The sequence below is a fragment of the Amycolatopsis sp. MJM2582 genome (assembly GCF_000754115.1).
GTDB lineage: Bacteria > Actinomycetota > Actinomycetes > Mycobacteriales > Pseudonocardiaceae > Amycolatopsis > Amycolatopsis japonica.
The window spans coordinates 529,986-554,448 of sequence record NZ_JPLW01000006.1 but is presented as its reverse complement, the minus strand read 5'-3'; the positions used below and the strand labels follow the sequence as shown (position 1 = coordinate 554,448).

Annotated in this window: 24 protein-coding genes; 10 read left to right on the top strand and 14 right to left on the bottom strand. The window is 68.9% G+C overall.

The window, feature by feature from the left end; translation table 11 throughout:
• The first annotated feature begins 7 nt into the window (after positions 1–7).
• From ED92_RS33595 to ED92_RS33585, 3 genes are read left to right on the top strand one after another with little or no spacing between them, the layout of a single operon-like run.
• Complete coding sequence (locus tag ED92_RS33595) at positions 8–1,267, top strand: ABC transporter substrate-binding protein (RefSeq protein ID WP_037345318.1); 1,260 nt, start codon at positions 8–10, stop codon at positions 1,265–1,267.
• 11 nt (positions 1,268–1,278) lie between these two features.
• Positions 1,279–2,628: a GH1 family beta-glucosidase gene (locus ED92_RS33590; protein ID WP_037345317.1), complete on the top strand. Its 1,350-nt coding sequence runs from the start codon at positions 1,279–1,281 to the stop codon at positions 2,626–2,628.
• 54 nt (positions 2,629–2,682) lie between these two features.
• Positions 2,683–3,918 (top strand): HNH endonuclease signature motif containing protein, encoded by a 1,236-nt coding sequence (locus ED92_RS33585; protein WP_235213429.1) that lies wholly within the window; start codon positions 2,683–2,685, stop codon positions 3,916–3,918.
• A 613-nt stretch (positions 3,919–4,531) separates the two neighbouring features.
• Here the strand turns inward: ED92_RS33585 and ED92_RS33580 are convergent.
• The 9 genes from ED92_RS33580 to ED92_RS43075 all read right to left on the bottom strand — a co-directional run bounded on the left by ED92_RS33580 (position 4,532) and on the right by ED92_RS43075 (position 12,357).
• Positions 4,532–5,365, bottom strand: a complete 834-nt coding sequence (locus ED92_RS33580; RefSeq protein ID WP_037345315.1) for a carbohydrate ABC transporter permease — start codon at positions 5,363–5,365, stop codon at positions 4,532–4,534.
• The gene (locus ED92_RS33575; RefSeq protein ID WP_037345313.1) at positions 5,362–6,255 is read right to left on the bottom strand and encodes a carbohydrate ABC transporter permease; all 894 of its coding nucleotides are present in this window, start codon (positions 6,253–6,255) and stop codon (positions 5,362–5,364) included. The genes ED92_RS33580 and ED92_RS33575 overlap by 4 nt, the downstream gene beginning before the upstream one ends.
• The gene (locus tag ED92_RS33570; RefSeq protein WP_037345311.1) at positions 6,252–7,013 is read right to left on the bottom strand and encodes a DeoR/GlpR family DNA-binding transcription regulator; all 762 of its coding nucleotides are present in this window, start codon (positions 7,011–7,013) and stop codon (positions 6,252–6,254) included. The genes ED92_RS33575 and ED92_RS33570 overlap by 4 nt, the downstream gene beginning before the upstream one ends.
• Positions 7,014–7,123: 110 nt before the next feature.
• Positions 7,124–8,305, bottom strand: coding sequence for an RNA polymerase sigma factor (locus ED92_RS33565; protein ID WP_037345823.1), 1,182 nt, complete (start codon positions 8,303–8,305; stop codon positions 7,124–7,126).
• The gene (locus ED92_RS33560) at positions 8,305–8,664 is read right to left on the bottom strand and encodes a YciI family protein (protein ID WP_037345308.1); all 360 of its coding nucleotides are present in this window, start codon (positions 8,662–8,664) and stop codon (positions 8,305–8,307) included. The genes ED92_RS33565 and ED92_RS33560 overlap by 1 nt, the downstream gene beginning before the upstream one ends.
• 31 nt (positions 8,665–8,695) lie before the next feature.
• Positions 8,696–10,516 carry a glutamine--fructose-6-phosphate transaminase (isomerizing) gene (gene glmS / locus ED92_RS33555; RefSeq protein WP_037345307.1) on the bottom strand — a complete coding sequence of 607 codons (1,821 nt, stop codon included), beginning with the start codon at positions 10,514–10,516 and terminating at the stop codon, positions 8,696–8,698.
• Between the two features lie 42 nt (positions 10,517–10,558).
• On the bottom strand, positions 10,559–10,831 hold the full coding sequence (locus tag ED92_RS33550; RefSeq protein WP_037345821.1) for a hypothetical protein: 273 nt from the start codon (positions 10,829–10,831) through the stop codon (positions 10,559–10,561).
• A 72-nt stretch (positions 10,832–10,903) separates the two neighbouring features.
• Positions 10,904–12,202: a glycosyltransferase family 2 protein gene (locus ED92_RS33545; protein WP_037345305.1), complete on the bottom strand. Its 1,299-nt coding sequence runs from the start codon at positions 12,200–12,202 to the stop codon at positions 10,904–10,906.
• Positions 12,202–12,357, bottom strand: a complete 156-nt coding sequence (locus ED92_RS43075; RefSeq protein WP_162836908.1) for a hypothetical protein — start codon at positions 12,355–12,357, stop codon at positions 12,202–12,204. The genes ED92_RS33545 and ED92_RS43075 overlap by 1 nt, the downstream gene beginning before the upstream one ends.
• Positions 12,358–12,609: 252 nt before the next feature.
• Between ED92_RS43075 and wecB the strand changes: the two genes are divergently transcribed.
• Genes wecB through ED92_RS33525 form a run of 4 tightly spaced genes read left to right on the top strand, consistent with a single transcriptional unit; the run spans position 12,610 to position 17,738 of the window.
• On the top strand, positions 12,610–13,824 hold the full coding sequence (wecB, locus tag ED92_RS33540) for a non-hydrolyzing UDP-N-acetylglucosamine 2-epimerase (RefSeq protein ID WP_152611079.1): 1,215 nt from the start codon (positions 12,610–12,612) through the stop codon (positions 13,822–13,824).
• A gap of 4 nt (positions 13,825–13,828) precedes the next feature.
• A complete protein-coding gene (locus ED92_RS33535) occupies positions 13,829–15,535 on the top strand; it encodes a DUF2334 domain-containing protein (protein ID WP_037345303.1) in 1,707 nt (568 codons plus the stop codon).
• 15 nt (positions 15,536–15,550) lie between these two features.
• A complete protein-coding gene (locus ED92_RS33530; protein WP_037345302.1) occupies positions 15,551–16,738 on the top strand; it encodes a cytochrome P450 in 1,188 nt (395 codons plus the stop codon).
• A gap of 25 nt (positions 16,739–16,763) precedes the next feature.
• Positions 16,764–17,738, top strand: coding sequence for a helix-turn-helix transcriptional regulator (locus ED92_RS33525; protein ID WP_235213428.1), 975 nt, complete (start codon positions 16,764–16,766; stop codon positions 17,736–17,738).
• Here ED92_RS33525 and ED92_RS33520 read toward each other — a convergent pair.
• The 4 genes from ED92_RS33520 to ED92_RS33505 form a co-directional block, all read right to left on the bottom strand.
• Positions 17,725–18,498, bottom strand: coding sequence for a hypothetical protein (locus ED92_RS33520; protein ID WP_037345299.1), 774 nt, complete (start codon positions 18,496–18,498; stop codon positions 17,725–17,727). The genes ED92_RS33525 and ED92_RS33520 overlap by 14 nt on opposite strands.
• A gap of 9 nt (positions 18,499–18,507) precedes the next feature.
• Positions 18,508–19,176 carry a papain-like cysteine protease family protein gene (locus ED92_RS33515; protein WP_037345298.1) on the bottom strand — a complete coding sequence of 223 codons (669 nt, stop codon included), beginning with the start codon at positions 19,174–19,176 and terminating at the stop codon, positions 18,508–18,510.
• A gap of 151 nt (positions 19,177–19,327) precedes the next feature.
• Positions 19,328–20,905, bottom strand: a complete 1,578-nt coding sequence (locus ED92_RS33510; protein ID WP_037345296.1) for an adenylate/guanylate cyclase domain-containing protein — start codon at positions 20,903–20,905, stop codon at positions 19,328–19,330.
• Positions 20,906–20,966: 61 nt separating this feature from the next.
• Positions 20,967–21,770 carry a class I SAM-dependent methyltransferase gene (locus ED92_RS33505; protein ID WP_037345294.1) on the bottom strand — a complete coding sequence of 268 codons (804 nt, stop codon included), beginning with the start codon at positions 21,768–21,770 and terminating at the stop codon, positions 20,967–20,969.
• An 88-nt stretch (positions 21,771–21,858) separates the two neighbouring features.
• Here ED92_RS33505 and ED92_RS33500 point away from each other — a divergent pair, with 88 nt between their 5' ends.
• On the top strand, positions 21,859–22,320 hold the full coding sequence (locus tag ED92_RS33500; protein ID WP_037345292.1) for a peroxiredoxin: 462 nt from the start codon (positions 21,859–21,861) through the stop codon (positions 22,318–22,320).
• Here the strand turns inward: ED92_RS33500 and ED92_RS33495 are convergent.
• A complete protein-coding gene (locus tag ED92_RS33495; RefSeq protein ID WP_235213427.1) occupies positions 22,286–23,029 on the bottom strand; it encodes a MerR family transcriptional regulator in 744 nt (247 codons plus the stop codon). The genes ED92_RS33500 and ED92_RS33495 overlap by 35 nt on opposite strands.
• Positions 23,030–23,091: 62 nt before the next feature.
• Between ED92_RS33495 and ED92_RS33490 the strand changes: the two genes are divergently transcribed.
• Positions 23,092–23,541 (top strand): DUF6194 family protein, encoded by a 450-nt coding sequence (locus tag ED92_RS33490; protein WP_037345287.1) that lies wholly within the window; start codon positions 23,092–23,094, stop codon positions 23,539–23,541.
• Between the two features lie 10 nt (positions 23,542–23,551).
• Positions 23,552–24,295, top strand: a complete 744-nt coding sequence (locus tag ED92_RS33485) for a MerR family transcriptional regulator (protein WP_037345286.1) — start codon at positions 23,552–23,554, stop codon at positions 24,293–24,295.
• Positions 24,296–24,463 lie beyond the last annotated feature (168 nt).

Below are 24,463 nucleotides of genomic sequence, written 5' to 3'. Positions count from 1 at the left end.
GAGAACCATGACCCGCGTACTGGCCGGATTGACGGCCCTCGTGCTGCTGCTCGCCGGCTGTTCCGGCACGCCGGAAGCCGGCGGCCCGATCAAACTCACCGTCGCCACCTTCGGCGAGTTCGGGTACGAAAAACTCTTCGACGACTACGAAAAGGCCCATCCGGGCATCACCGTCGAAGGCCGGGTCGCCGACTTCGAGACGCATCACCGGCAGCTGGCCACCGGGCTCGGCGCCGGACGCGGCAGCGCCGACGTGGTGGCGATCGAAGAGCAGTACCTTCCCAAGTTCCGCCAGTCGACGGACAAGTTCAGCGATCTGTCCGAGTTCGGTGCGCAGGGTCTCCGCGAGCACTGGCCTGCTTGGAAATGGGATCAGGGCACCGCCGAGGGCGGGAAGTTCGTGATGGGCCTCGGCACCGACATGGGCAGTCTCGCGCTCTGCTACCGCCGTGACCTGTTCGCGAACGCCGGTCTGCCGACCGACCGCGACCAGGTGGCCGCGCTGTGGCCGACCTGGGAGAAGTTCGCCGAAACCGGGGAACGGTTCAGCGCCAAGGCACCGGACGACGTCAAGTTCGCCGACTCGGCGGGCACCGTCTACACGGCGATGCTCAACCAGGCGCAGGAGAACTACTTCTCCAAGGACGACAAGTTCATCGCCGACACGAATCCCAACGTGCGCAAGGCCTTCGAGCTCGCGGGTGGGATGGCGCTGAAGAAGGAGACCGCCGCGGTCACCACCTTCACCCAGCCGTGGACGGTGGCGATCAAGCAGAGCCGGTTCGCCGCCATCACCTGTCCCGCCTGGATGCTCACCCAGATCCAGGAGGCGGGCGGCCCGGAGCTGGCCGGAAAATGGGACGTCACGTCGGTTCCGGGCAAGGCGGGCAACTGGGGCGGTTCGTTCCTGACCGTCCCGAAGCAGGGCGCGCACCGCAAGGAGGCCTACGACCTCGCCGTCTGGCTCACCGCCCCCGAACAGCAGAAACGGATCTTCCTGGAGAGCGGGTTGCTGCCGAGCGCGCTGGGCGCCTACCAGGACAGTGCCGTGCTTTCCCACACCAGCCCGTATTTCAGCGGTGCGCCGATCGGCAAGATCTTCGCCGCGTCCGCCGAGGCCTTGCGGCCCAACTACCGCGGGCTGCGCGACGGTGAGGTGCGGCCGGTGTACGGGCACGCGCTCGGCCGCGTCGAAGAGGGGAAGCAATCGCTCGACGAGGCCTGGAACCAGGCCGCCACCGAAGGCCGCGCCGCGGCCGCCAACTGAGCGGGGACGGCGTGACACTGGGGTTTCCGGACGGGTTCCGGTGGGGTACGGCCACGGCGGCGTACCAGATCGAGGGGTCGACGACGGCAGACGGTCGCGGACCGTCCATTTGGGACACTTTCACCACGAGATCCGGCGTGGCCACCGGTGATCCGGCTTGCGATCACTATCGGCGTTACCGCGACGACGTCCGCCTGCTGAGCGAACTCGGTGTGCCGTACTACCGGTTCTCCGTCGCTTGGTCGCGGGTCATGCCGGACGGCCGCACGGTCGAGCCACGCGGGCTCGCCTTCTACGACCGTCTCGTCGACACGTTGCTGGAACACGGGATCACCCCGATGGTGACGCTCTACCATTGGGATCTACCCGAGGCACTGCAAGCGAAAGGCGGCTGGCCGAATCGCGAGCTCGCGGACCATTTCGCGGACTACGCGCTGACCGTCCACAAAGCACTCGGTGATCGAGTTCGGCAATGGACCACGATCAACGAACCGTTCTGCGCCGCCTTCATCGGCTACGGCAACGGAGATCACGCCCCGGGCATCCAAGACGAGGGCGCGGCGCTCGTCGCCGGGCACAATCTCCTGCTCGCGCACGGCAAGGCCGCTCAAGCGTTGCGGTCTAATGGCGGCGAGCAGGAAGTGTCCATCGTGCTCAACTTCGCCCCCGTGCTGACCGATGTGGACGATGCCGTGCATCGGGAGGCCGCACGCAAATTCGACTTCCTGCACAACAGGTTCTTCCTCGACCCCCTGCTGGGCCGCGGCTATCCGCCCGAGCTGCTGGCGGATCTGGCGCATCTCGGCACCCTGGAACCGGCGATCGCCGACGGTGATCTGGAGATCATCGCGCAGCCGCTGGACGTCCTGGGCGTCAACTACTACGCGCCCGCCCGCGCGGTGCCGCTCGAAGATCCCGAAGCCGACAGCAACTGCCCCCTGCCGGGCCTGCGCGGGATGGACGTCCAGCCGCCCCGCGGTGAACTGACCTCGCTCGGCTGGGAGCAGCGGCCGGAGTGCTTCACCGAACTTTTGCTGTGGCTGCAAGAACATTGCGGCGGCTTGCCGCTCGTGATCGCCGAGAACGGTGCGGCCTTCGAGGACGAAGTAGTCGAAGGCCGCGTACACGACGAGAAGCGCGTACGGTACTTCGCCCACCACCTCGCCGCCGTGCACGCCGCGATCGAGCGCGGCGCCGACGTCCGCGGCTACATGGCCTGGTCGCTGCTGGACAACTTCGAGTGGGCCATGGGGTACACGCAGCGGTTCGGTCTCGTGCACGTCGACTTCGAGACTCAGAAGCGGGTGCTCAAGGACAGTGCGCTGTTCTATGCAGATGTGGTGGCGCGCAACGGTCTTTAGCGGTTGCTTCCGTCATCGCCGGAAACTGTCGGTGGTCGGTTGTACGTTCTGCGTGTGGACACACTCAACGCCACTGTGGCGCGTTTGAAGGAAATCACGTCGTCGGAAGTTTTGCGGGAGGTTAATGCTTCGCTGGATTCGTTGGGGGATCAGGATGCGGTGGATGCCGCCGTCGCGGCGTCGGAGGGCATCGCACGCTTGGAGGCAATTCGGTTCCGCGCTTTGGGGCGGTTAAGCCGTCATCGCGATGGAGCCTCCAGTGTCGTACAGGAGGTTGCGTTCGCTCTGTCCGTTGTGGACGGACATGCTGCCGGGCTGGTCTCGACGGCTGAGGCGTTGACGACTCGGCTGCCGCGCACATTGGGACTTCTGGACGCCGGAAAGGTCGGCGGGTACGGAGCGATGAAAGTCGCGGCAGCCACTGCCTGGCTGTCGGACGAGGACGCCCGTGCGGTGGACGCGGTCCTGGAGGATCGGATCCCGGGCCGGAACTCCGATCAGATCCGGAAAGCGGCGAATCATGCGGCGATGATGGCCGACCGTGACGGCGCCTCCCGCCGTGCCGAACGGAACCGCGGCGGACGTCGTTTGACGGTACGGCAGGGCGACACCGGGGTGGCGTCCATCGAAGTCGAAGACGGGCCCGCCGAGAAGGTCGCCGCCGCCTACACCCGCATCGACCGCGAAGCCCGCGCCCTGCGAGCCGGTGGGGAAACGCGCACCCTGGACCAGTTGCGTGCTGATGTTGCCCTTGACCTTCTGCTGGGTGGTCAGGGTGGGAAGAGTGAACGGTCCGAAGTGTTCCTCTATATGGACCTTCAGACTTATTTGGGGTTGAACGATGATCCCGCGGAGATGGCCGGGCATGGGCATATCCCCGCCTCGCTGGCGCGGGAGATCGCGTCCGGGTCTAATACGGTGCTGCGGCGGATCATCACCGACCCACTCTCGGGACAGGTTCTCGACCTCGGCCGGAACCGCTACCGACCCACCGCCGGACTCGACGAATTCGTGCGGGTGCGAGATCGTGAGTGCCGAAGACCCGGGTGTCATCGCGTCGCCCAAGCCTGCGACCTCGACCATTCCCTGCCCTGGCAACACGGCGGCCACACCACAGACACCGAACTGATCGACCTCTGCCGCCGCGACCACCGACTCAAAGACGAACCCGGCTGGAACTACCAGCTGGATTCCGACGGAACCCTCACGATCACCACACCCACCGGGCAGCGCTACGACAGCACGCCTCCACCACTGCACGAACCCCGCGACGAAGCACCACCGTTCTGAGCCGTCGCCGGAAAACGGCCACGACACGATCCCGGACCTCTCCACGACTGCCGTACGACGCTGGGGTCCCTGCCCGAGCCCCCTCAGCCCTCGTCGCCGAAAAACGACGACAGCACCGAACCGCAATCCGCGCACCGACTGGCTCCCCCCTCCTCAACATCGCCGAAAAACGACGGCGTCGCCGCGAACCCGGACGCGTTCTCACCCTGGGGTCATCGCCGAAAAGCGGCTACATCCACACGACTCCCAACCGAGCAACGGCGCAGGACCGCATCTCGACACATTCACCGAAAACCGACCACAGCACCGCGAAGCCGGACGCGTACTCTTCCTAGGTCATCACCGAAAACGACCACACTCACACGAGGGCACCCCAGAAGCCTCGCCCAACAGAGCGACGCCACCCCGGCAACCACGATAGACGCTCGCCGGGTTGCCGAAAAATGGCCACAGCACGGGACCACACCTCCCCGCACCGGCTGGCATCCACGTCCTCACCATCGCCGAGAAACGACCACAATGCCGCACGCCACCCCACCGCGACTCAGCCGCCACCAAACCCGTCGGTCTCCGTCGCCAAACCACGGCAACACCCCAGCCAAGAACCCGAACCTCAGCCCCGCGGAGCCCCCCGCATAACCCCGTCGACCACCTTCCTGGCCAACACGATGAACAACCCGACCACCGGCAGCACCCCGATGGTCGCCGCGGTCAGCATCAGCGAGTAATCCGTGAAGTACCCACTGGCCAGCCGCGACAACGCGACCTGAACGGTCGGATGCGCATTGGGGTCGAGCACGATCAACGGCCAGAAGAAGTCGTTCCACGCGGTCATGAACGTCAACATCCCAAGCACCGCGGCTTGAGGGCGGATGGCGGGCATGGCGACGTTCCAGAACAGCCGCATCGTCGAGCAGCCGTCGACACGGCCGGCGTCCAGCAGCTCGCCGGGGATCGCCTCCTCGCACGCCTGCCGCATCCAGAACACGCTGAACGCGCCGACCAGTCCCGGCACGATCACCGCCTCCAGCCGTCCGTACCAGCCGAGTTCGCCGACCACCAGGTACAGCGGGATGACGCCGAGCTGCGCGGGCACCATGGCGGTGCCGATGACGACCAAGAACAGCGAGTCGCGACCGGGGAACCGCAACCGCGCGAAGGCGAATCCGGCCATGCTGGAGAGCAGCACGTTCGAAACGGTCACCGTGCCGGCGACGATCAGCGAGTTCTGCATCGCCAGCCAAAAATCGACGGTCCCGAAGACCCGCTCGACGTTCTCGATCAGGTTGCCGCCGGGCACCAGCGGCGGCGTCGTCTCCCCGAGGGCGGAATTGTCCTTCGAGGACACCACGAACGACCAGTACAACGGGAAGATCGACGCGACGACGACGGCGAGCAGCAGCCCGTAGACGACGAAACCGGTCCGTTCTCTCCCCGCCACGGTCATTCACCGCCCCGCATCCGGCGCACGAGCGAGAAATTGACCAGCGCGAACACCGCCGAGAACAGGAACAGCAGCCACGCGATGGCCGCCGCGTATCCGGCATCGAACTCGCCGAAGCCCTTCTCGTACAGGTACATGGCCAGAGTCTGGAACTGCCGGTCGGCGCCACCGGTGCCGTTGACGCCGGTTTCGTCGAGCAGCTGCGGCTCGGCGAACAACTGCAACCCGCCGATGGTCGAGACGACGACGGTGAAGGCGATCGTCGGCCGGATCGCGGGCACCGTGATCGACCAGAAGCTCCGCCAGCGCGAGGCACCGTCGAGCATCGCGGCGTCGTACCGCTCCTGCGGCACGGATTGCATGGCCGCCAGGTAGAGCAGGGCGTTGTAGCCGGTCCAGCGCCACATCACCATCGCGCTCACCGCCACATGAGACGCGAACCGGTCCGACCGCCAATCCACCGGATCGAGCCCCACCAGGCCCAGCACCCAGTTGACGACGCCGTAGTCCTCCGCGAACAGCTGGCTGAACACCAGCGCCACCGCGACCACCGAGACGACGTTGGGCAACAGCACACTGGCCCGCCACAGGGTCCTCGCCCGCAGGGGACGGTCGAGCAGGGCGGCGAGGCCGAGCGCGGCGAACAGTTGCGGGACGGTCGAAAGGACGAAGATGCTGACCGTGTTGAAGAGCGCGTTGTAGAAATGCGGATCCTGGAGCAGGACGCCGAAGTTGTCGAGGCCGGCGAACCCGGTGTCACCGTTGACCAGATGCCAGTGATGCAGCGCCACCCACGCGGTGTAGAGCAGCGGGAAAAGGCCGAACACGCCGAAGAGGACGTAGAACGGCGCTGTCATCAGGTATCCGGCGAGCCGCTCGCCCGTACGCTTCAAACGATGATCACCTTGACGCCTGCCTGGCCGATCTCGTCGAGCTCCCGCGGTTCGGCACCGCGGTCGGTGATCAGGGTGTCGACATCGCAGAGGTCCCCGAACCGGGCGAAGTGGTCGTCACCGATCTTGGTGTGATCGGCCAGCAGCACCGTCCGTCGCGCGGACGCGATGGCCGCGCGCTTCACCATCGCCTCGGCGGTGTCCGGGGTGGTGAGCCCCCGCTCGACGGAAAGGCCGCTGGTACCGAGGAAAGCGACGTCGACGTAGGTGTCCTTGAGCGCGTCCAGCGCCCAGCCGTCGACTGAGGCCATGGTGTGGCCGCGCAGCCTCCCGCCGACCAGCATCAGCGTGACGCCGGGCCGGTTCGCGAGCGCGCACGCGTTCGGCAGCGAAGGGGTGACCACGGTCAGTTCACGGTCCGAGGGGACGAGAGTCGCCAGCCTGCCCACCGTGGTGCCCGCGTCGAGCAGGATCGCGCCCCTGTCGGGGAGCTGCTCCAGGGCCGCGGCGGCGATACGGTCCTTCTCCGCGGTCATCACCGCGTCACGGGCGTCGAGGCCCGGCTCGATACCCTGCCGTTCGACGGGGATCGCGCCGCCGTGCACCCGCCGCACCACACCGCTGCGTTCCAGCGCCGTCAGATCACGGCGGACGGTCTCGCTGGTGATCTCGAAGGCCGCCGCGAGCGTCGCCACGTCGACACGGCCGTTCCGCCTGGCCTGCTTGAGGATGGCGCGCTGCCGCTCTTCGGCGTACAACGGTCACCTCCTGCCGTGGCGGACGAGCGGTCATGGCGACAATAGTTGGTTTCCCGCCGGTCCGACAACGGAACCCCCTCCGTCCATTGAGGACAGAGTGTTGCCCGAAGCTACGTTAGGACTGCCCGTTTGGCCGCCAGGAAAGCGCGTTCCGTGTCGTTGGTGGCCAAGGCGATCGCCTCGTCGTAGGCGGCGACGGCTTCCGCGGTCCGGCCGAGGCGGGACAGCAGATTCGCCCGCGTGGCCGGCAGGTGGTGATAGCCCGGCAGGTCCAGTTCCTCGATGCCTGCCAGCGCCGCCGCCGGGCCGTGCACCTCGGCGACGGCGACCGCGCGGTTGAGCGCGACGACCGGCGATGGGGCGAGCCGCCACAGCTGGTCGTAGAGCGCCAGCACCTGCGTCCAGTCGGTCGCGTCGCCGTCCGTGTGCACGGCGTTGATCGCGGCCTGGACCTGATACGGACCAGGCCGGTCCAGACGCAGGCAATGCCGCACCAGCTCGTGTCCTTCGGCGATCAGTTCCCGGTTCCACAACGACCGGTCCTGCTCCGCGAGCACCACCAGCTCACCGGACGGCCCCACCCGCGCCGGCCGCCGCGCTTCGGTGAGCAGGAGCAGCGCCAGCAGCCCGGTCACCTCCGGCTCGCCGGGCATCAGCTCGGCGAGCGCCCGCGCGAGCCGGATCGCCTCCAGGCAGAGGTCCGTCCGCAGCAGCTCACCCGACGTGGACGCGTAACCCTCGTTGAACACCAGGTAGAGCACGGTGAGGACGGAGTCCAGCCGCTCGGGCAGTTCGCCCTCCCCCGGCACCCGGTACGGGATGCCCGCGTCGCGGATCTTCTTCTTCGCGCGGACGATCCGCTGGGAGACGGTCGTTTCCGGGACGAGGTACGCCCGCGCGATCTCCCCCACCTCCAGCCCGCCGAGCAGGCGCAGGGTGAGCGCCGCCCGCGCGGGCGGCGAAAGCGCCGGATGACAGCAGGTGAAGATCATGCGGAGCTGGTCGTCGCGGACCGGCCCCGTCTCCCGCGGCTCGTCCGGCGTGTGCAGGAGCAACGCCTGGGCGTGCCGTGCCTCGCGGGTGGATTCCCGGCGCAGCCGGTCGATCGCGCGGTTGCGGGCGGTGGTCACGATCCACGCGCCCGGATTGGGCGGCGTCTTCTCCCACTTCTCGACCGCCGTCGCGAACGCGTCCTGAACCGCCTCCTCGGCGAGCGAGATGTCGCCGAGGAGGCGGGTCAGGGTGGCGACGCACCGGCCGTACTCCGCCCGGTAGATCCCGGCGAAGTCCATCACTGCCGGAGCGACGGGTCGCCGAACGGCCGCACCTCGATCGGCTGTCCGCAGGCCAGCGCGCATTTCCGCGCCCACGCGAGCGCCTGGTCGAGGTCCTCGACCTGGATCACCCAGAATCCGCCGAGCTGCTCCTTCGTCTCGGCGAACGGGCCGTCGGTGATCGTGGTCGTGCCGCCGGCGGGCCGGACGACCGTGGAGACGTCCGAGTGCTCGAGCCCGCCGACGAAGACCCACGACCCGGCGGCCTTCATCTCGTCGGTGACCTTGCCCGTCCTGGCCAGCATGGCCCGGACCTCGTCCTCGGGCGCGTCCCGCTCGCTTTCGTCGAGCTGGACGGCGAGCAGGTATCGCCTCATCGCGGACTCCCTCGATCGCTGAGGGCGGAAATCATTCCACGGTGACGGACTTCGCGAGGTTCCGGGGCTTGTCGATGTCGTGGCCGAGGATCAGCGCGGCGTGGTAGGCCAGCAGCTGCAGCGGGATCGTGAGCAGGATCGGGTCGAGCTCCGGCTCCGAACGCGGCACCACGAACCGCGGCACGTCGAGATCGCCGAAGTCCACGTCGTCGTGCGTGATCGCCAGCACCTGACCCTTGCGCGCCTTGATCTGCTGCATCGCGGCCAGGTTGCGGTCGGCGAGGTCGTCGGACGGCACGATCGCGACCGTCGGCAGCTCCTCGTCGATCAGCGCGAGCGGGCCGTGCTTGAGTTCCGAGGTCTGGTAGGCCTCCGCGTGCCGGTACGAGATCTCCTTGAACTTCTGCGCGCCCTCCCGCGCCACCGGGAAGCCCCGGACCCGGCCGATGAAGAACAGGCTGCGCGCGTCGGCGCAGATCTTGGCGTGCTCGGCGATCTGGGACTCGGCTTCGACGATGGCCGCGACCTGCTTCGGCAGCGCCCGCAACGCCGCGACGATACGCTGCCCGTCCGCGTTGGACAGGTCCCGGACGCGGCCGAGGGCCAGCGCGATCATCGCGAAGCCGACGGCCATGTTGGTGAGCGCCTTGGTCGAAGCGACCGCGATCTCCGGACCGGCGTGCAGGTACAGGCCACCGTCGCAGGCCCGCGCGATCGTGGAACCGACGACGTTCACCAGGCCGACCACCCGGCCGCCCTTGCGCTTGACCTCTTCGACGGCGAACGCGGTGTCCGCGGTCTCGCCGGACTGGCTGACCGCGATGTAGAGGGTGTCCGCTTCGATGATGGGGTTGCGGTAGCGGAACTCGGACGCCGCCTCCGCGTCGGCCGGGACCCGCGCCAGGTCCTCGATCATGGTGGCGCCGATCTGGCCCGCGTAGTACGCCGAACCGCAGCCGAGGATCTTCACGCGCGCGAATCCGCGCAGATCACGGGGAGTCAGGTTCAAACCGTCCAAACGGGACACACCGAACCGGTCGTCGAGACGGCCCCGGATCATCCGCTCCAGGCATTCCGGCTGCTCCTGGATCTCCTTGTACATGTAGTGCTGGTGGCCGCCGAGGTCGAGGTCGTCGGCCTGGATGTCGATCGCGGTCGCGGCCTTGCCGGTGTCGCTCTCGTCGACGGTGAAGGTGCGGTAGCCGGTGGCGGAGACGCTGGCGAACTCGCCGTCGTCGAGGTGCACCACCTGCGAGGTGTGCCGGACCAGCGCGGACAGGTCGCTGGCGACGAACATCTCCCGGTCGCCGACGCCGATGATCAGTGGCGAGCCGTTCCGCGCGACCACGACGCGGTCGGGGTGCTCGGTGTCGGTCACGGCGATCGCGTAGGTGCCGGTGACGCGGGAGACGGCCTCGACGACCGCGTCTTCCAGCGTCTTCGCGCCCGAGCGCGCGATCAGGTGGGCGAGCACCTCGGTGTCGGTCTCCGACGACAGCGTCACCCCCGCCTGGGTGAGCTGCTCCCGCAGCGCGTCGGCGTTGTCGATGATCCCGTTGTGCACCACGGAGATCCGGCCGTCTTCGGAGACGTGCGGATGGGCGTTCGCCTCGGTCGCGGGACCGTGCGTCGCCCACCGCGTGTGCCCGATGCCGACCTTGCCCGCGAGCCGCTTCGGCAGCGCGGCCGTCAGGTTCCGCACCCGCCCCACGATGCGGTGCACCTGGGCGCCCTTACCGCCGAGGACGGAGATCCCGGCCGAGTCGTAGCCGCGATACTCCAGCCGCGTCAGCCCCTCGATCAGGATCGGAGCGGCGTTCTGGCCGCCGATGTAGCCGACGATTCCGCACATGACGAGTCAACCTCACAAAAGAAAACGGACGGGTGTGGTCCGTCAGCCGTAGACGATGCGGCGCAGTTGCCGCTCGGACAGGTCGGGAGGCGCGACGAGACGGCGGCTCAGCTCACCGGCGATCTGGGGGAAGATCTCGGGGTTCTTCCTGCCCTCCGCCTGCAACTGGGCATGCCTGGACCGGACGTACTGCTCGGCGGGCTGCCGGTAGTACGCCAGGACGTCTTCGACGACACGGGCGGCGATGGCCGTCGACAAACCTGTCGACAAGGCCACCTGCTCGACGATGTCCGCGTCCTCCACGGAGCTCATCATGCACATCCGGCTAACGAAACGCCAGTTCTTGCCCGAAATCGGGCAAGAACTGGCGTTCAAGCGCGTCGACAGTCACACAGACACCTTCTCAGGCGGCTCCTCGCTCAACCGTTCCGTCTTGGTCCAGCTGTTGCGGCGGGCGACCACCCGGAACAGCGCGCGCCAGGTCGCGACCACCCCGAGCACCAGGAATCCCGGGTAGAGCAGACCCGCGAGCAGACAGCGGTGCAGCGGTTCCTCACCGAGCCGCAGCCGGTGCACGATCGCCCACACCACCCCCGGCACCAGCAGCACGGCCACGCCGATCAAGGCTGCGCCGGGCAACGCCGAGGGCGGCGCGATCAGGCCGCCCAGCGTGACCCCCGACCAGGAAGCGACGAGCGTGCCCACGAACAACAGGGAAACCACCAAGGACAACGGCACGGTCAACCACGGGGTCACGAGATAGGCGAGGAAATCCAGCAGACCGATACTGCCCACATGTCGTGAGGCCAGCAATTCCCGCAAATGTCTCGCACATTGCAAATTGCCTTGTGCCCATCGCGTGCGTTGCCGCAGCAACCGGCGCAGATCGACCAGGCCCTGTTGCGTCACCCACGCCGATTTCACGTAACGCATCCGGATACCGGCGACGTGCAGCCTCAGCCCGAGTTCGAGATCCTCGACCAGACAGTCCGACCACGGAGCCGGGTCGAAGCGCCGCAGCACGCCGAGTCGCGTGAATTGCCCGTTCCCGCCCATTCCGACACTGCCCGCGAGATCGCGCAGGCTTTGGGACGCGTCGGCGACCGCGCCGAACTCCAGATCCTGTAACAGCGCGAGCACGCTGCGCCGATTGTGGATCCGCACCCGGCATTGCACGGCGCCGACGCCGCGGTCGCCGAACACGTCGGCCACCTCACGCAGCATCCCCGGACTGCCCCGCCCGTCACCGTCGATGATGCCGACGATCGTGCGCGCCACACTCCCCTCGGCCTCACACAGCCGGAGGATGTAGCGGTAGCCGGCGTTCAACGCCTCGCCTTTGCCCTTCCGCGCCTGCGGGAGCTCACGGCGCAGGACGTGCAGCCGCGGGTCGGCCACCTCGCGGAGAACGCGGGGCGTGCCGTCGTCCGAACCGTCGTCGATCACCAGCACCCGCACCGGATTCCGTTCCGTGCCAAGCGAAAGCGCGTTCCGGACGGTGTTGCCGACCACGCGTTCCTCGTTGAGCGCCGGGATGACGATCCAGAACTCCAGCCCCTCTCCGCGCGCCGCGACGGCCCGGCGCGGACGGCCGGTGCGCCACGCGAACGCCGCGAGCAGGAGATTGTGCGCCGGCCACCACAGGAGCAACAGCATCATGGTCGCGGCGAAGGCGGGGCTCGCCATCAGTCCTTCAGGCGAAGATGCAGCGAACGCGCCATGAGGAGCACCGCGACCACTCCGATCACGAGCGCGAGCACGGTGCTCACCGTCGCGCCCGCCATGGTCGCGCCGATTCCGAGCGCGGAAACCTTGACCGGGCCCACCGGCACCATCGACATGTCTTTTCCTCCGGGCGGCGGGCACCACAAACATCTACTCACAGTTTTCAACGGCGAGTCGCGGGTCACCCTGGTAAGCGATATTCAGCCTTTCGAGTGGGTACGTTACCCCGCTTGTGTTAACGTTCGGGAGCGACGGATCCCCCATAAAGGTGACCATCAGTTAGTGATCCTCGCCTCACCCACCACTCTTTCGTGACTTCACTGACGAATTCACGCCGTACCGAAGCGCGACCCCGGAAGAAGGACCAGGTGCGTAACGCACAGAACGAGACCGACGTCATGCCCGAAATCTGGCTCGTCGTGGGAACCCGGCCGGAGGCCGTGAAACTGGCTCCGGTGGCCAGGGCATTGGCTTCCGGCGGGCGGATGCGGCCCGTACTCATCGCCACCGGACAACATCCCGAAATGGTCGGCCAGGCCTTGGCGACGTTCGGATTGACGGCGGATGAAAATCTGACGGTGAATCGGCGAACGGGCTCCCAGCCGGAACTCCTTTCCGGACTTCTCACCGGTCTGGAAGAAGTGGCCGGTCGGCGGCCGCCCACCGCCGTGATCGTCCAGGGCGACACGACGACCACCTTGGCCGGCGCGCTCACCGCGTTCTGGCTCCGCGTCCCCGTCGTGCACCTGGAAGCGGGCCTCCGGTCGTTCGACCTCGGTGCCCCGTTCCCCGAGGAACTCAACCGGAAACTGGTGACCCAGGCGGCCGCGCTCCATCTCGCCCCCACTCCCGACGCCGCCGCGAACCTGCTGGCCGAAGGGGTGCCCGAGGAGAACGTGCTCGTCGCCGGGAACACCGTCGTCGACGCGATCCTCACGGTGACGGACGGCTCCACCACCGTGCACGATCCGGAATTGGCGACGCTGCTGGAAAACGCCACCCGCGGCGCGGTCAAACTGATGCTGGTCACGCTCCACCGCCGCGAATCCTGGGGCGAGCCGATGCGCCGGGTCCTGCGCGCGGTGGCCCGGTTGATGGCCTCCGATCCGGAACTGCGGGTGGTGCTTCCCGCGCATCCGAATCCGGAGGTGCGCGATCTCGTCCGCGCGGAACTGGCGGATTCGCCGGGCGCGCTGATCACCGGTTCGCTGCCGTATCCCGAACTGGCGGCGACCTTGGCAGCCAGCACACTCGTGCTCTCGGATTCCGGCGGTATCCAGGAAGAGGCCCCGACCTTCGGCGTCCCGGTCCTGGTGCTCCGCGACGTCACCGAGCGCATGGAGGCCGTGAACGCGGGCTGCGCCCTGCTCGTCGGGACGGACCACGACAAGATCGTGTCGACCGCGAGCCTGCTGCTGAACGACCCCGCGGCGCGCACCCGGATGATGAGCAAGGGCAACCCGTTCGGCGACGGTGCCGCCGCCGAACGGACCGAGCAAGCCCTCGCGTACCTCCTCGGCCTGGCCGCGGATCCGCCCGCCCCGTTCCGGCCCGCCTCCGCGAACGAACCGGCCGAGGTCTGACCCGATGACGAAGGACAACGGCGGGCAGCGCTTTCGCCTGCCCGCTTGGTTCCGGCTGGCGGTCGTCGCGGTCGTCGCCGTCACCGTCGTCGTGGTCGTCCTGGTCCAGGTGACGAAGAAGGATCCGGTCACGGCGTCGCCGGCCGCGGCTCCGGTGTCGCTGGCCGATCGCCTTCCCGGCGCGGGAAAAGCGGGCCTGCCCGGCCCCGGCGGGGATCCGGCCAGGAAGACCCTCGTGCTCTACGACGACGGGCGCAAGAAGGACGGCACCGTCTCACCGCCCGAAGAGATCCGGACGGCCGAGGCGTACGCGATGTTCACCGCGAACCTGGTTTCCCGTGGCACCGCTTGGGAACTGCGGCCCGCCGCCGACTACCGGCCGCGGCAGGCGGACGCCTTCCAGTCGATCGTGTACGTCGGCTCGGTCTCCGACGCGGCGCTGCCGAAGGCGTTCCTGAACGACGTCGCGGCCGCGCGTGTCCCGGTGGTCTGGATCGGCGCCAACATCTGGCAACTGCGCGCGGACGCGGGCTGGCGCGCGGAGGGCTACCGCGACGACAACCCCACCACCGTCACCTACAAAGGCACTCCCCTGCGCCGCGATCCCCGTTCGGGTACCGGGGTCGTCGCGATCGACGTCCGTGATCGGACGCGGGTCCAGATCCTGGCCGAGGCGAGCGCTCCAGGCGGCGAGCCGTCACCCTGGGCCGTCCAATCAGGACAGTTGACGTACGTGGCCGAGGTGCCCTACGCCTACGCCGGAGCGCAGGACCGCTACCTCGCGGCGGCCGACATCCTGCTCGGTGCCCTGTCTCCGCAGGCGCCGGACCGGCACCGCGCGCTGATCCGGCTCGAGGACGTCGGCCCGCGGACGAAACCGGAAGAGCTCCGCCGCGTCACGGATTTCCTCGTCCGGGAGAAGATCCCGTTCTCCCTCGCGGTGTACCCGTACTACTCGGACCCCCAAGGCCGGGCCAACGACGGCGTCCCGACCTCCGCGCGGCTGGTGGACTCGCCGGACCTGGTCGCCGTGCTCAAGGAGGCCGTCCAGGCCGGCGCGACGCTGGTGATGCACGGTTACAGCCATCAGAGCGACAGTGGCCCGAACCCGTACGACGGGGTCAGCGCGAGCGATTTCGAGTTCTACAAGTCCAGTGTGGACGGTGCGGGTACGGTCCGGCTGGACGGCCCGATGCCCGAGGATTCCGCCCGGTGGTTCGACGACCGCGTCGCGACCGGGCTCGGCGAGTTCCAGCGCGTGGGCCTCCCGGAGCCGACGATGTTCGAGTTCCCGCACTACGGCGGTTCGGCCGTGGACTATCAGCGGGTCACCGAGATCTTCCAGGCACGCTACGACCGCGGCAGTTACTACGCGGGCTTCTGCCCCGGCGGGCGATGCGGTGCGACGGCCACCGCCACCACGGAACAGGTGTACGGCCAGTTCTTCCCGTATCCGGTGCGCGACGTCTACGGCGCGAACGTCGTCCCCGAGAACATCGGCAACGTGGCGCCCGTCGCGTTCAACCAGCACGCCTCCCGCACCGCCGTCGACATGCTCGCCGACGCGCAGAGCGCGCTCGTCGTCCGCGACAACGTCGCGAGCTTCTTCTACCACCCGTTCCTCGGCGAGGGTGGCCTGCGGGACCTGGTGAACTCGTTGCGCGCGCTGGGGTACCGCTTCGCGAAACCCACGGAGATCCTCGACGGCTGAGCATAGGATCGGCTCATGCTCGAGAACCTGCTCACGCCGGAGACCAGGACCGATCCGTACCCGTTCTACCGTCAGGTCTTCGACCGCGGGCCGGTCTTCGCGGCCGCCGACGGATTCTTCGTGGTCAGCGGGTTCGAAGAGGCGTCCGCCCTGCTCAAGAACCCCGCTTTCGGACATGGGGAGCCGGAGGTGCTGCCGGATCCGCACGAGAACGAGCCGGTGGACGAGCAGGGCCGGGTGGTCCGGTCGTTCCTCGCGCTCGACCCGCCCGATCACACGCGGCTGCGGCGGCTGGTCTCCAAGGCGTTCACGCCGAGGATGATCGAGCAGCTCGCTCCGAGGATCGAGGAGCTGGCGAAAGAGCTCGTGGCGAAAGCGCTCGAAAGGGGAGAATTCGACCTGATGACCGAGATCGCGAAGCCGCTGCCGGTCGTCGTCATCAGCGAGATGCTCGGGGTTCCCCTCGCCGACCGCGTGCGTTTCGAGGGGTGGTCGCACGCCATGGGGCGCGCACTCGACCCGTCCTTCCTCATCGCGCAAGAGACCGTCGCGGCGGCCGTCGCGGCCCGGCGTGAGTTCGTCGCCTACTTCCGTGAGCTGGCCAAGGAACGGCGGAAGCGGCCGACCGGTGACCTGTTCTCCGATCTGGTGTCGGTCTCCGACGAGGGCGACCGGCTCAGCGAAGGCGAACTGGTGATCACCGCGATGCTCCTGCTGGTCGCCGGGCACGAGACGACGACCAACCTGATCGGCAACGGGATCCTCGCGCTGCTGAACCATCCGGAGCAGCACCGGAAACTGGCCGAGGACCGGTCGAAGATCCCGAACGCGGTCGAGGAGATGCTCCGGTACGACTCCCCCGTCCAGCTGACGACCCGGCTCGCCCTGCGGGACACGACGATCGGTGACGAGGTCGTCGGCAAAGGCGCTCAGGCGGTCGTACTGCTGGGAGCGGCCAACCGTGACCCGCGCACGCACGAGAACCCGGACCGTTTCGACGTGGATCGCCCCTCGCCGAGGCATCTCGCGCTGGGACAGGGCATCCACTTCTGTCTCGGCGCCCCGCTCGCGCGCATGGAGGGCCGGATCGTCTTCGAGGCGCTGCTCGGCGCCGGCCGCGCCTTCCACCGGGCCGCCGATCCGGTCTGGGTGAAGCAGGTGACGCTGCGCGGCCTCGAAAGCCTGCGGCTCGAATTCGCCTGAAAGTCCGGTTTTCGACCTTAGGCGGTTGCCGACCGGCGCCGGACTGCGCATGCTTTGCGCCAATCCGGCGTCGGTGGGGGTGCCCATGTACCAGGAACGCGAGGTCAGAACCGGCTCGTTCCATCGCGCGCTCTCCGAGGCGGTGGAGCATCGCGGCCTTTCCCTGTCCCGGATCCGCGCGCATCTGGCGGCACGCGGCGTTTCCGTGGCCGAATCGACCTTGAGTTACTGGCAGCGCGGCCTTCGCCATCCGTCGACGCCGCGCTCGCTCGACATCGTCCGCGCGCTCGAAGCCGTGCTGGGCCTGCCGCCGGACAGCCTCATCGTCCTGATCGGCCCGCAACGACGTTCCCCCGGCGACGACCGCAGGCCCTCGGTCGCCGAACTGCGGCAGAGCTGGGCCGAGACCTGTTCGTTGCTGGACGAGCTGAGCGCGTCTCCCGGCACGGAGGGCAACGCGAAGCTCGACGTCGTCACCGTCGTCGACGTGCTCACCATGACCGGCGAAGGACGGATCTCGGAGATCACCTCGACCATGGTGGTGCGGGCACGGGAGCCCGGCGCGGACGGTTTCGTGGTGACCCACCAAGACGAACCCGGCACCGACATGGAGGCCACGACCGTCCTCGCCACCGACGGCTGCCGAAGAGGCAGAGTGCGCCGAAGCGCCACATCGCCGGGGATGGTGTTCGAGCTCCTCTTCGACCGCAGCCTGGCCGAAGGGGAAACGCACACCTTCGCGTTCACCCTGCGGCTGGCCGCGTCGGTCCGTTCGACCTGCTTCCACCGGACGGTGCGGTCGCGCATGTCGGCGTATCTGCTCCGCATGCGTTTCGACGGCGGAGCGCTCCCGGCGCGATGCGTCAAAACCGTGCGGGAGCGCGAAGACCTCGCCCCCGTGGTCAGCGAGCCGCTGCATCCCGGACCGGGTGCGACGGTCAGTGCCTACTTCGAGGAACTCGACGTAGGCATCGCGGGGATCGACCTCATCTGGGAGTGAGACGGCGCCGCCGCCACACCGCGACGAGTACGACACCCACTCCGGCGAACCCGGCGGTGATCAGGCCGGCCACGATCCCGGCCGGAATCCCCGTTTCGGCGGGCGGGGCCACCGGCTGTGTGAAGCCGATCCCGCCGCCGCGCTGGTAGTCCGATCCCGGCAGCTTGTCGGCGTAGCGGCCGTGCACTGCCCGCTGGTAGTCGGAAAGCGGGACGAACTTCCCCACCGGCGACTGCGGCAGGCTCGCCTGCAGCAGCACCACACCGTCGGGCCCCAGTTCGTACCAGCCGTTGATCTGGGGTTCGTTGAGCAGGACCGCGCCGGGCTTCAGCCGCGCACTCAGGGTCTCTTCGTCGTTCCCGGAGAACACGCTCGCCGCGACCCACTTCCCCGGTCCCTCGGGCATCGCCTGCAGCGTGGCCTTCTGCCCGGAATCCGCGGTGGCCGTCACGGCGACGGATCTGAGCATGCCCGCCGGTGCCCCCTCGACGCCCCTGACGAAGTCGGGATTGAGGGTGTAGACCGGGATTCCCTTCTCCGCCATGGTGATCCGCTGCGGTTCGATGTGGTCGACCTGCCGGAAGTTCGATCTCGCGAGTCCGATCGCGTCCGGCTGCCCGGCGACACGCACGGCCGCCGCGAGGTCGCCGTCCGAGGGCGGGACGACGCGCTCGCTCGCCGAGGCGGGCGGCGTGGCGGGCAGCAGCGTCGCGACGGCCACCGCGAGACAACCGGCGAACTTCCGGCAGATCGTGTTCATGATCGCGCCTCAGCCCTTCCGGATGTTGACGATGGTGTCGTTCCAGCGGAACTGGCCGTTGCTGCGGTACTGGTTGTAGTTCCAGGTCTGGTAGCGCTGGTAGGTGGGCCACGGGTCGCCGACCATGATCGACTGGTTCGCCGAGTCGTAGCCGTAGATCACCTCGGCGTGGCCGCCGCCGGAGGTCCAGTAGATGCCCGTCAGGTTCAGGATCCCGGAGTCGATCTGGCTGACGACCGAGCTGAAGCCGATCGGGCCGCCCGCGTCCTGCGCGGAGAAGCCGGTGCCGCGGAAACCGCGGACGATCTCGTAGATCTGGGCCGGCTGGTTCGGGCAGTATCCGGCCGAGGTTCCCTTGCCCGCGGCGCAGAACTGGGCCTGGGTGGCGGTGCCGCCCAGCGACCGCTCGATGCTCGAACCGTCGGCGGCCCAGCACCATTGGTTGTACTGCTGCACCTGCTGGGTGTAGTTCAGCTGCTTGGACGCGGCCGTCGCGGCGACCGTCGTCGCGGTCCCGGCCACCGGCGCGATCTCCCGCACTTGAGTGTGGGTCTGGGTCTTGATCAGGCCGCTGGGCCGGTCCCCGTCGCTGGACTGCGCCAACGCGGTGGCGGGCAGCATGCTCAGCGCGAAGACGGCGGCTCCGGTCGCCAGCACGGCCCTCGAAAGGCTCTTCACAGATGTCTCCTTTGACACGGGGGTGGGGAGATCACCGTGCGCCGCCCGGGCTGCGGGAACAACGCCCTCACCAGGCGCGAAGGAGCCGCTGTGATCGTTCACGGTCCGCCACCGGCGGAGTCCGGGCTACCGCGCAAGATTCACGGCGCCTTCACAAAGGCTGTGAATCCGCCACGGGTGTCGCGAGCGTGGTGGGCCGGGACCGGCCCCGCAAGGTGACGTCCTCCGTCGCCTTCCACTGCGCGGCCTCGGCTTCGGCCGCCGACTCGATCGCCGTCCACGAAGCGAGCAGCCGGGCTTCGACGTTCTTCGCCAGCTCGGTGAGCCTGGCCGCTTCGTTCACCGGATCGCCGATCACCGTGTACTCGAACCGTCGCGGGTCGCCGACGTTCCCGGCGACCACCTCACCCGTCGCCACGCCGATCCCGGCCGGGCATTCCGGCACCTCCGCCGCCAGCCTGCGCGCGATCGCCCGTCCCGCGGAAAGCGCGAGGGTCGCGTGGTCCTCCAGCCGCACCGGCGCGCCGAAGATCGCGAGCGCGGCGTCGCCGACGAACTTGTTGACCAGCCCGTGGTTGCGGTCGACCTCGTCGACCACCACCGCGAAGAACCGGTTGAGCAGGCCGACGACCTCCTCGGGCGGACGGCTCGCGGCCAGCGCGGTCGAGCCGATCAGGTCGACGAAGAGCACCGACACCGTCCGGACCGTGCCACCGAGTTCGGCCGACGTGCGCATCGCCTCGCTCGCGACGTCCTCGCCGACATGCCTGCCGAACAGATCCCGCAAACGTTCGCGTTCGGCGAGACCGGCGGCCATCCCGTTGAAACCCGCTTGCAGCAGACCGAGTTCGGTGCCGTCGTAGACCGGGATCTCGACGGTGAAGTCACCGGCGCGGACCCGGCCCAGCGCGTGCTGCACCGACCGGATCGGGTTCACCACGGCGCGGGCGGTGAACACCGTCACCAGCAGTCCGAAGACCAGCACCACCAGCCCCAGGGCGATCACCGAGACGGCGAGTTTCGTCGTCGACACGTCGCCGCGCGCCCACGCCAGCACCGCCGTGACCACCAGCCCCGCCACCGGCACCCCGGTGCCGAGGCACCAGAACAGCAGCATCCGCAGATTCACCCCGCCGCTGAGCGGCCGCGCCGGCACCGTGCCGGACAACGCCAGCGCCGCGTACGGCCGGAGGATGAATTCCCCGGCCAGGTAGGCGATCGCACAGACGACCACTCCCGCGAACGCGACGACGAGCAGTTCGGTGAGCACGACCCGCGGCTGCACCAGCGCGGCCAGCACGCCGAACACCACGGTCGCGATACCCCACAACACCGCCTGGACCAGCGTCAGGCGCAGCGGGACCCGGAGGCTCGACGCGCGTTCTACGTCGGTCGGCGTCCGGCCCTCGGCCGCCCACCGCAACGTCCGCAGCGCGCCGCGGGTGCCCCACAGCGCACCCACCACCACGGCGGAGACCACGTACACCGGGACCGCGATCGCGGTCACCCGGATGAGTTCGCCGGACATGCCGGGAGCGGGCATGAGCAGCGCCGCCAGCCCGACCACGACCAGCGCGCCGATGACGTTAGTCGCGATCAGCGTCCCGGTGAGCAGCCCCTGGACGCGACGGCGCAAGACGGCCGGATCCTGAGCGAGCGGGCCGAGCAGCCAGAAGCCGAACGGCCCTTGCCCGCGGCCCCGAACAGAGGAGTCGTTGTCTGATCGCACCCGTGTCCCGCCGTTCACCCCGGTTTGAGTGAACGACTGTACACCGAAAGGGTCATATCCGTCAGCGGACGGTGCCGGAGCCGATCAGGGTGGTGGCGTCGAGTTCGGTCAGCCCGTCGGCGCGCAAGGACTCGAGATAGCGCTCGCGCACCCGCTCGACGACGTCGGGCTCCAGATCGTCGAGCAGTCCCCGGAAGCCGGAGCCGATGACGACCAGCCAGGCGATCTCCGGCGTCATGGTCAGCCGCAGTTCGTTGACCACGACGTCCACATCGGACAGATTCCGCTCGGAAAGCCACGCGGCGTAGGGATCCGCCTGGTCGACGCGATCGATCAGGCTCGGTTCACGCTCCGGCGGCGGCGCGGACTCGGTCACCGCCGCGACCGCGCGGCCGAGATGGCGGCCCGCGGCCACCATGGCCCCGCCGCGCCAGATGGTGAAGACGGCCCGGCCGCCGGAGCGGGCCCTGGCGATCAGGCGCTCGGTCCCGTCCGTCATGTCGGGGAAGAAGAAGATGCCGAGCGCGGACTGCACGACGTCGTAGCCGCCGGTGTCCCACGCCGTCGCGTCGGCCTCGTGCGCGCGCAACTGCGGCAAGCCTGCCGCAAGACGGCGCAGCTCGCCGATCATCGGACCGGAGAGGTCGAGCGCGTCCACCACCCCTCCCGCGCCGACCGCGTGCGCCGCCGGAATCGCCGAAGCCCCGGTGCCGCAGCAGGCGTCGAGGACACGGTCTCCCTCGGCGAGCCCGGCGGCGGCCACCGTGGCCGCACCGATCGGCTCCCACAGATGCCGCCCGAGTGCGGCGAAGTCGGCGGCGGCCGCGTCGAAGGCGCGCTGGGTTCCCACTTTGCGAGAGGACATGCCGCGACGATATCCGTTTCGCGCCCCGGCCACGGATCGAATTCGCGCCGGAACCGATCCGGCGCGCCCGCGGCTCCGAATACCGGACATGGATCAAGGAGACCTCGTCCCGGACTTCACCCTGCCCGACGACACCGGCCAGGACCGCACGCTGTCGGAGTTCCTGGCCACCGGCCCGGTCGTGCTGTTCTTCTATCCCGCCGCGATGACCGGGGGCTGCACGGCCGAGAGCTGCCACTTCCGCGACCTTGCCGCGGAGTTCCGCGAGGTCGGCGCCCACCGTGTCGGGATCAGCCCGGACGGGATCACCAAGCAGCGGCGATTCTCCACCCTGCACGGCTTCGACTACCCTCTTCTGTCCGATGTGGACGGAGAAGTCGCCAGACTCTTCGGCGTCTGGCGCCGCTTCAGCCCGCTGCACGCCAAGCGGCGCACCTTCGTGATCGACACCGACCGCCGGATCCTCGCGGTGATCAAGAGCGAGCTGAAATTCGACGTCCACGCCGACAAGGCGCTCACGACCCTGCGGGAACGGACTCCCAGCGCCTGACCCGGCCCTCGCCACTCACGAGGCGGGAAAGCGCGGCCGTGCCGTCGAAGAGCGCCCGCGAGCGGGCCGTGATCCCGGCGTCCCTGGCGGCGAGCGCGGAAGCGACGTCCTCCAGCCGCCGGGATCGCCGCAGTTCCGGCATCAGCGCGCGCAGGGGCGCGACACGGTAGCCCGCCAGCCGCAGCTGGTGCACGATCCGCGCGTCCCGCACCTGCGACGGCGTGTACCGCCGTGTCCCCCGCTGATCGCGGCCGGGCACGACGAGCCGTTCCGTGTCCCAGTGCCGCAGGGTCGACGGGCGCACGCCGAGCGCCGACGCGAGTTCGGAGACGCTCATCGAGTCCGAGCCGCGTACGTCTTCGATCGGTTCCCCGGAGATCACCCGGACGGCTTCCCTGGCGTCCCGGAGATCCGCGCGTTCGGCGTCGAGCCCGGCGTGGGCCGCGTCGAGGCGCGCGAGGACCTCGGGGAGCGGATCCCGGTGTACGGCGCGGACGATCTTCTTGGCCTCGACCGGCCCCACCGCGGCGGCGAGCGCGCGATAGGCCAGCGCGGACCGGAGGTGGATCTCGCCGTAACTCCGGTAGCCCGAAGCCGTCCGCGACGCCGCCGGCAGCACGCCGTCGCGTTCGAGGTTACGCACCTGCTGGACCGAATACCCCGCCAGGCGGGCGACCTCCGCGGTGCGCATCGATTTGAGACTTGACACCTTCACTCCGTCGAAAACGCGCTCGAACCCTCCACGAGCACTTTAATGCCACGCTTGAGCACATGACCATCGAAGAGATCATCGGCCTCGTCTCGGGCCTCGACGGCGTCCTGACCCTCACCCCGGGGCGGTGTGACGAATGGCCGGAGCTCAGCCGGGGCGACGCGTTCTTCTACTACTCCCCCGACGGCGTCGTCCCGACCAACGTCCAGCCCTTCGCGACCATCGTGACCAAGAACTACCCCGGCGACGAGACCTCGCGGCTGGACCGACCGGACACCTTCCGCGTAAACATCCACGCCGGCAAGAAGGAGTTCGCCCGCGATCTTGGCCAGAACCCCGCCGACACCGACGTCCTGATCGCCCATCCCGTGTACGGGAACGCGGGCTGGCTGGCGGTGGTGAACCCGGCGTCGAACACCGAAACGGCCACTCGCGAACTGCTCGAAACGGCCTATCGGCTGGCCCGTGCCCGGTACGAGCGGCGGGCGGAATCCGCGCGCGACCGGTAGACCGAATATCGTGGGGCGGTGGGCCCGGAACCTTCGAACCCGTGAGCGGCTCAGGCCGGTCGACCTCGCGCGCGAGCACGGCCTGTCCGCACAGGCGGTCCGCAACTACGAGGCGGACGGCATCCTCCCCGTCGCCGAACGCGGCCCGCAGGGCTATCGCACCTATACGCCGCTGCACGCGCGAGCCCTGCGTGCCTTCCTCGCCCTGGTGCCGGGACACGGTCACGCGACGGCGGCGGCGATCATGCGGGCGGTCAATCAGGACGACGTCGAGGAGGCGCTCCGGCTCGTCGACGAAAGCCACGCGCAACTGCTCGACGACCGCCGCACCCTCCAGGCCGTCACGGCCGCGCTCCGCGATCTCGAACCCGTGCCGCAGGAACGGGGCGAGGTGTTCGTCGGCCCGCTGGCCCGGAAACTCGGCGTCCGGCCCGCCACCCTGCGCGAGTGGGAACGGGCGGGCCTTCTCCGTCCCGAGCGGGACCCGAGGACGGGCTACCGCGTCTACAACGCGGCCGACGTCCGCGACGCGAAGCTGACCCATCAGCTCAGGCGGGGCGGCTATCTCCTGGAGCGGATCGCGCCGGTGCTCGACCAGGTCCGCTCGGCGGGCGGCGTCGTCCCGCTCGAGTCGACGCTGCGCGACTGGCACGCCCGGCTCGCGGCGAGGGGACGCGCCCTGCTCTCCGGTGCCGCCGCGCTGGACGCCTACCTCGCTGACACCATTGGGACAATGACACTTCCGCGCAATTGAATACGCGGGCGATTCGCGCTTTCCGCATACGAAAGTAGGTCCGCGATCACGGATCCTACTTTCGGCGCTACGACATGGCGTACGGGCGCTCGTACTGTGCGTCACGTCGAGATGAACCGCCCGGCCCCCTGCGCTTTCCGAACATATTCCGGCGGTTCGTCGTTCCCT

Coding starts and splice junctions, on each gene's coding strand:
- ED92_RS33595 (WP_037345318.1), top strand. CDS start 8: ATGACCCGCGTACTGGCCGGATTGACGGCCCTCGTGCTGCTGCTCGCC.
- ED92_RS33580 (WP_037345315.1), bottom strand. CDS start 5,365: ATGACCGTGGCGGGGAGAGAACGGACCGGTTTCGTCGTCTACGGGCTG.
- ED92_RS33565 (WP_037345823.1), bottom strand. CDS start 8,305: ATGGACTTCGCCGGGATCTACCGGGCGGAGTACGGCCGGTGCGTCGCC.
- ED92_RS33560 (WP_037345308.1), bottom strand. CDS start 8,664: ATGAGGCGATACCTGCTCGCCGTCCAGCTCGACGAAAGCGAGCGGGAC.
- glmS (WP_037345307.1), bottom strand. CDS start 10,516: ATGTGCGGAATCGTCGGCTACATCGGCGGCCAGAACGCCGCTCCGATC.
- ED92_RS33550 (WP_037345821.1), bottom strand. CDS start 10,831: ATGATGAGCTCCGTGGAGGACGCGGACATCGTCGAGCAGGTGGCCTTG.
- ED92_RS33545 (WP_037345305.1), bottom strand. CDS start 12,202: ATGGCGAGCCCCGCCTTCGCCGCGACCATGATGCTGTTGCTCCTGTGG.
- ED92_RS43075 (WP_162836908.1), bottom strand. CDS start 12,357: ATGTCGATGGTGCCGGTGGGCCCGGTCAAGGTTTCCGCGCTCGGAATC.
- ED92_RS33535 (WP_037345303.1), top strand. CDS start 13,829: ATGACGAAGGACAACGGCGGGCAGCGCTTTCGCCTGCCCGCTTGGTTC.
- ED92_RS33530 (WP_037345302.1), top strand. CDS start 15,551: ATGCTCGAGAACCTGCTCACGCCGGAGACCAGGACCGATCCGTACCCG.
- ED92_RS33520 (WP_037345299.1), bottom strand. CDS start 18,498: ATGAACACGATCTGCCGGAAGTTCGCCGGTTGTCTCGCGGTGGCCGTC.
- ED92_RS33505 (WP_037345294.1), bottom strand. CDS start 21,770: ATGTCCTCTCGCAAAGTGGGAACCCAGCGCGCCTTCGACGCGGCCGCC.
- ED92_RS33500 (WP_037345292.1), top strand. CDS start 21,859: ATGGATCAAGGAGACCTCGTCCCGGACTTCACCCTGCCCGACGACACC.
- ED92_RS33490 (WP_037345287.1), top strand. CDS start 23,092: ATGACCATCGAAGAGATCATCGGCCTCGTCTCGGGCCTCGACGGCGTC.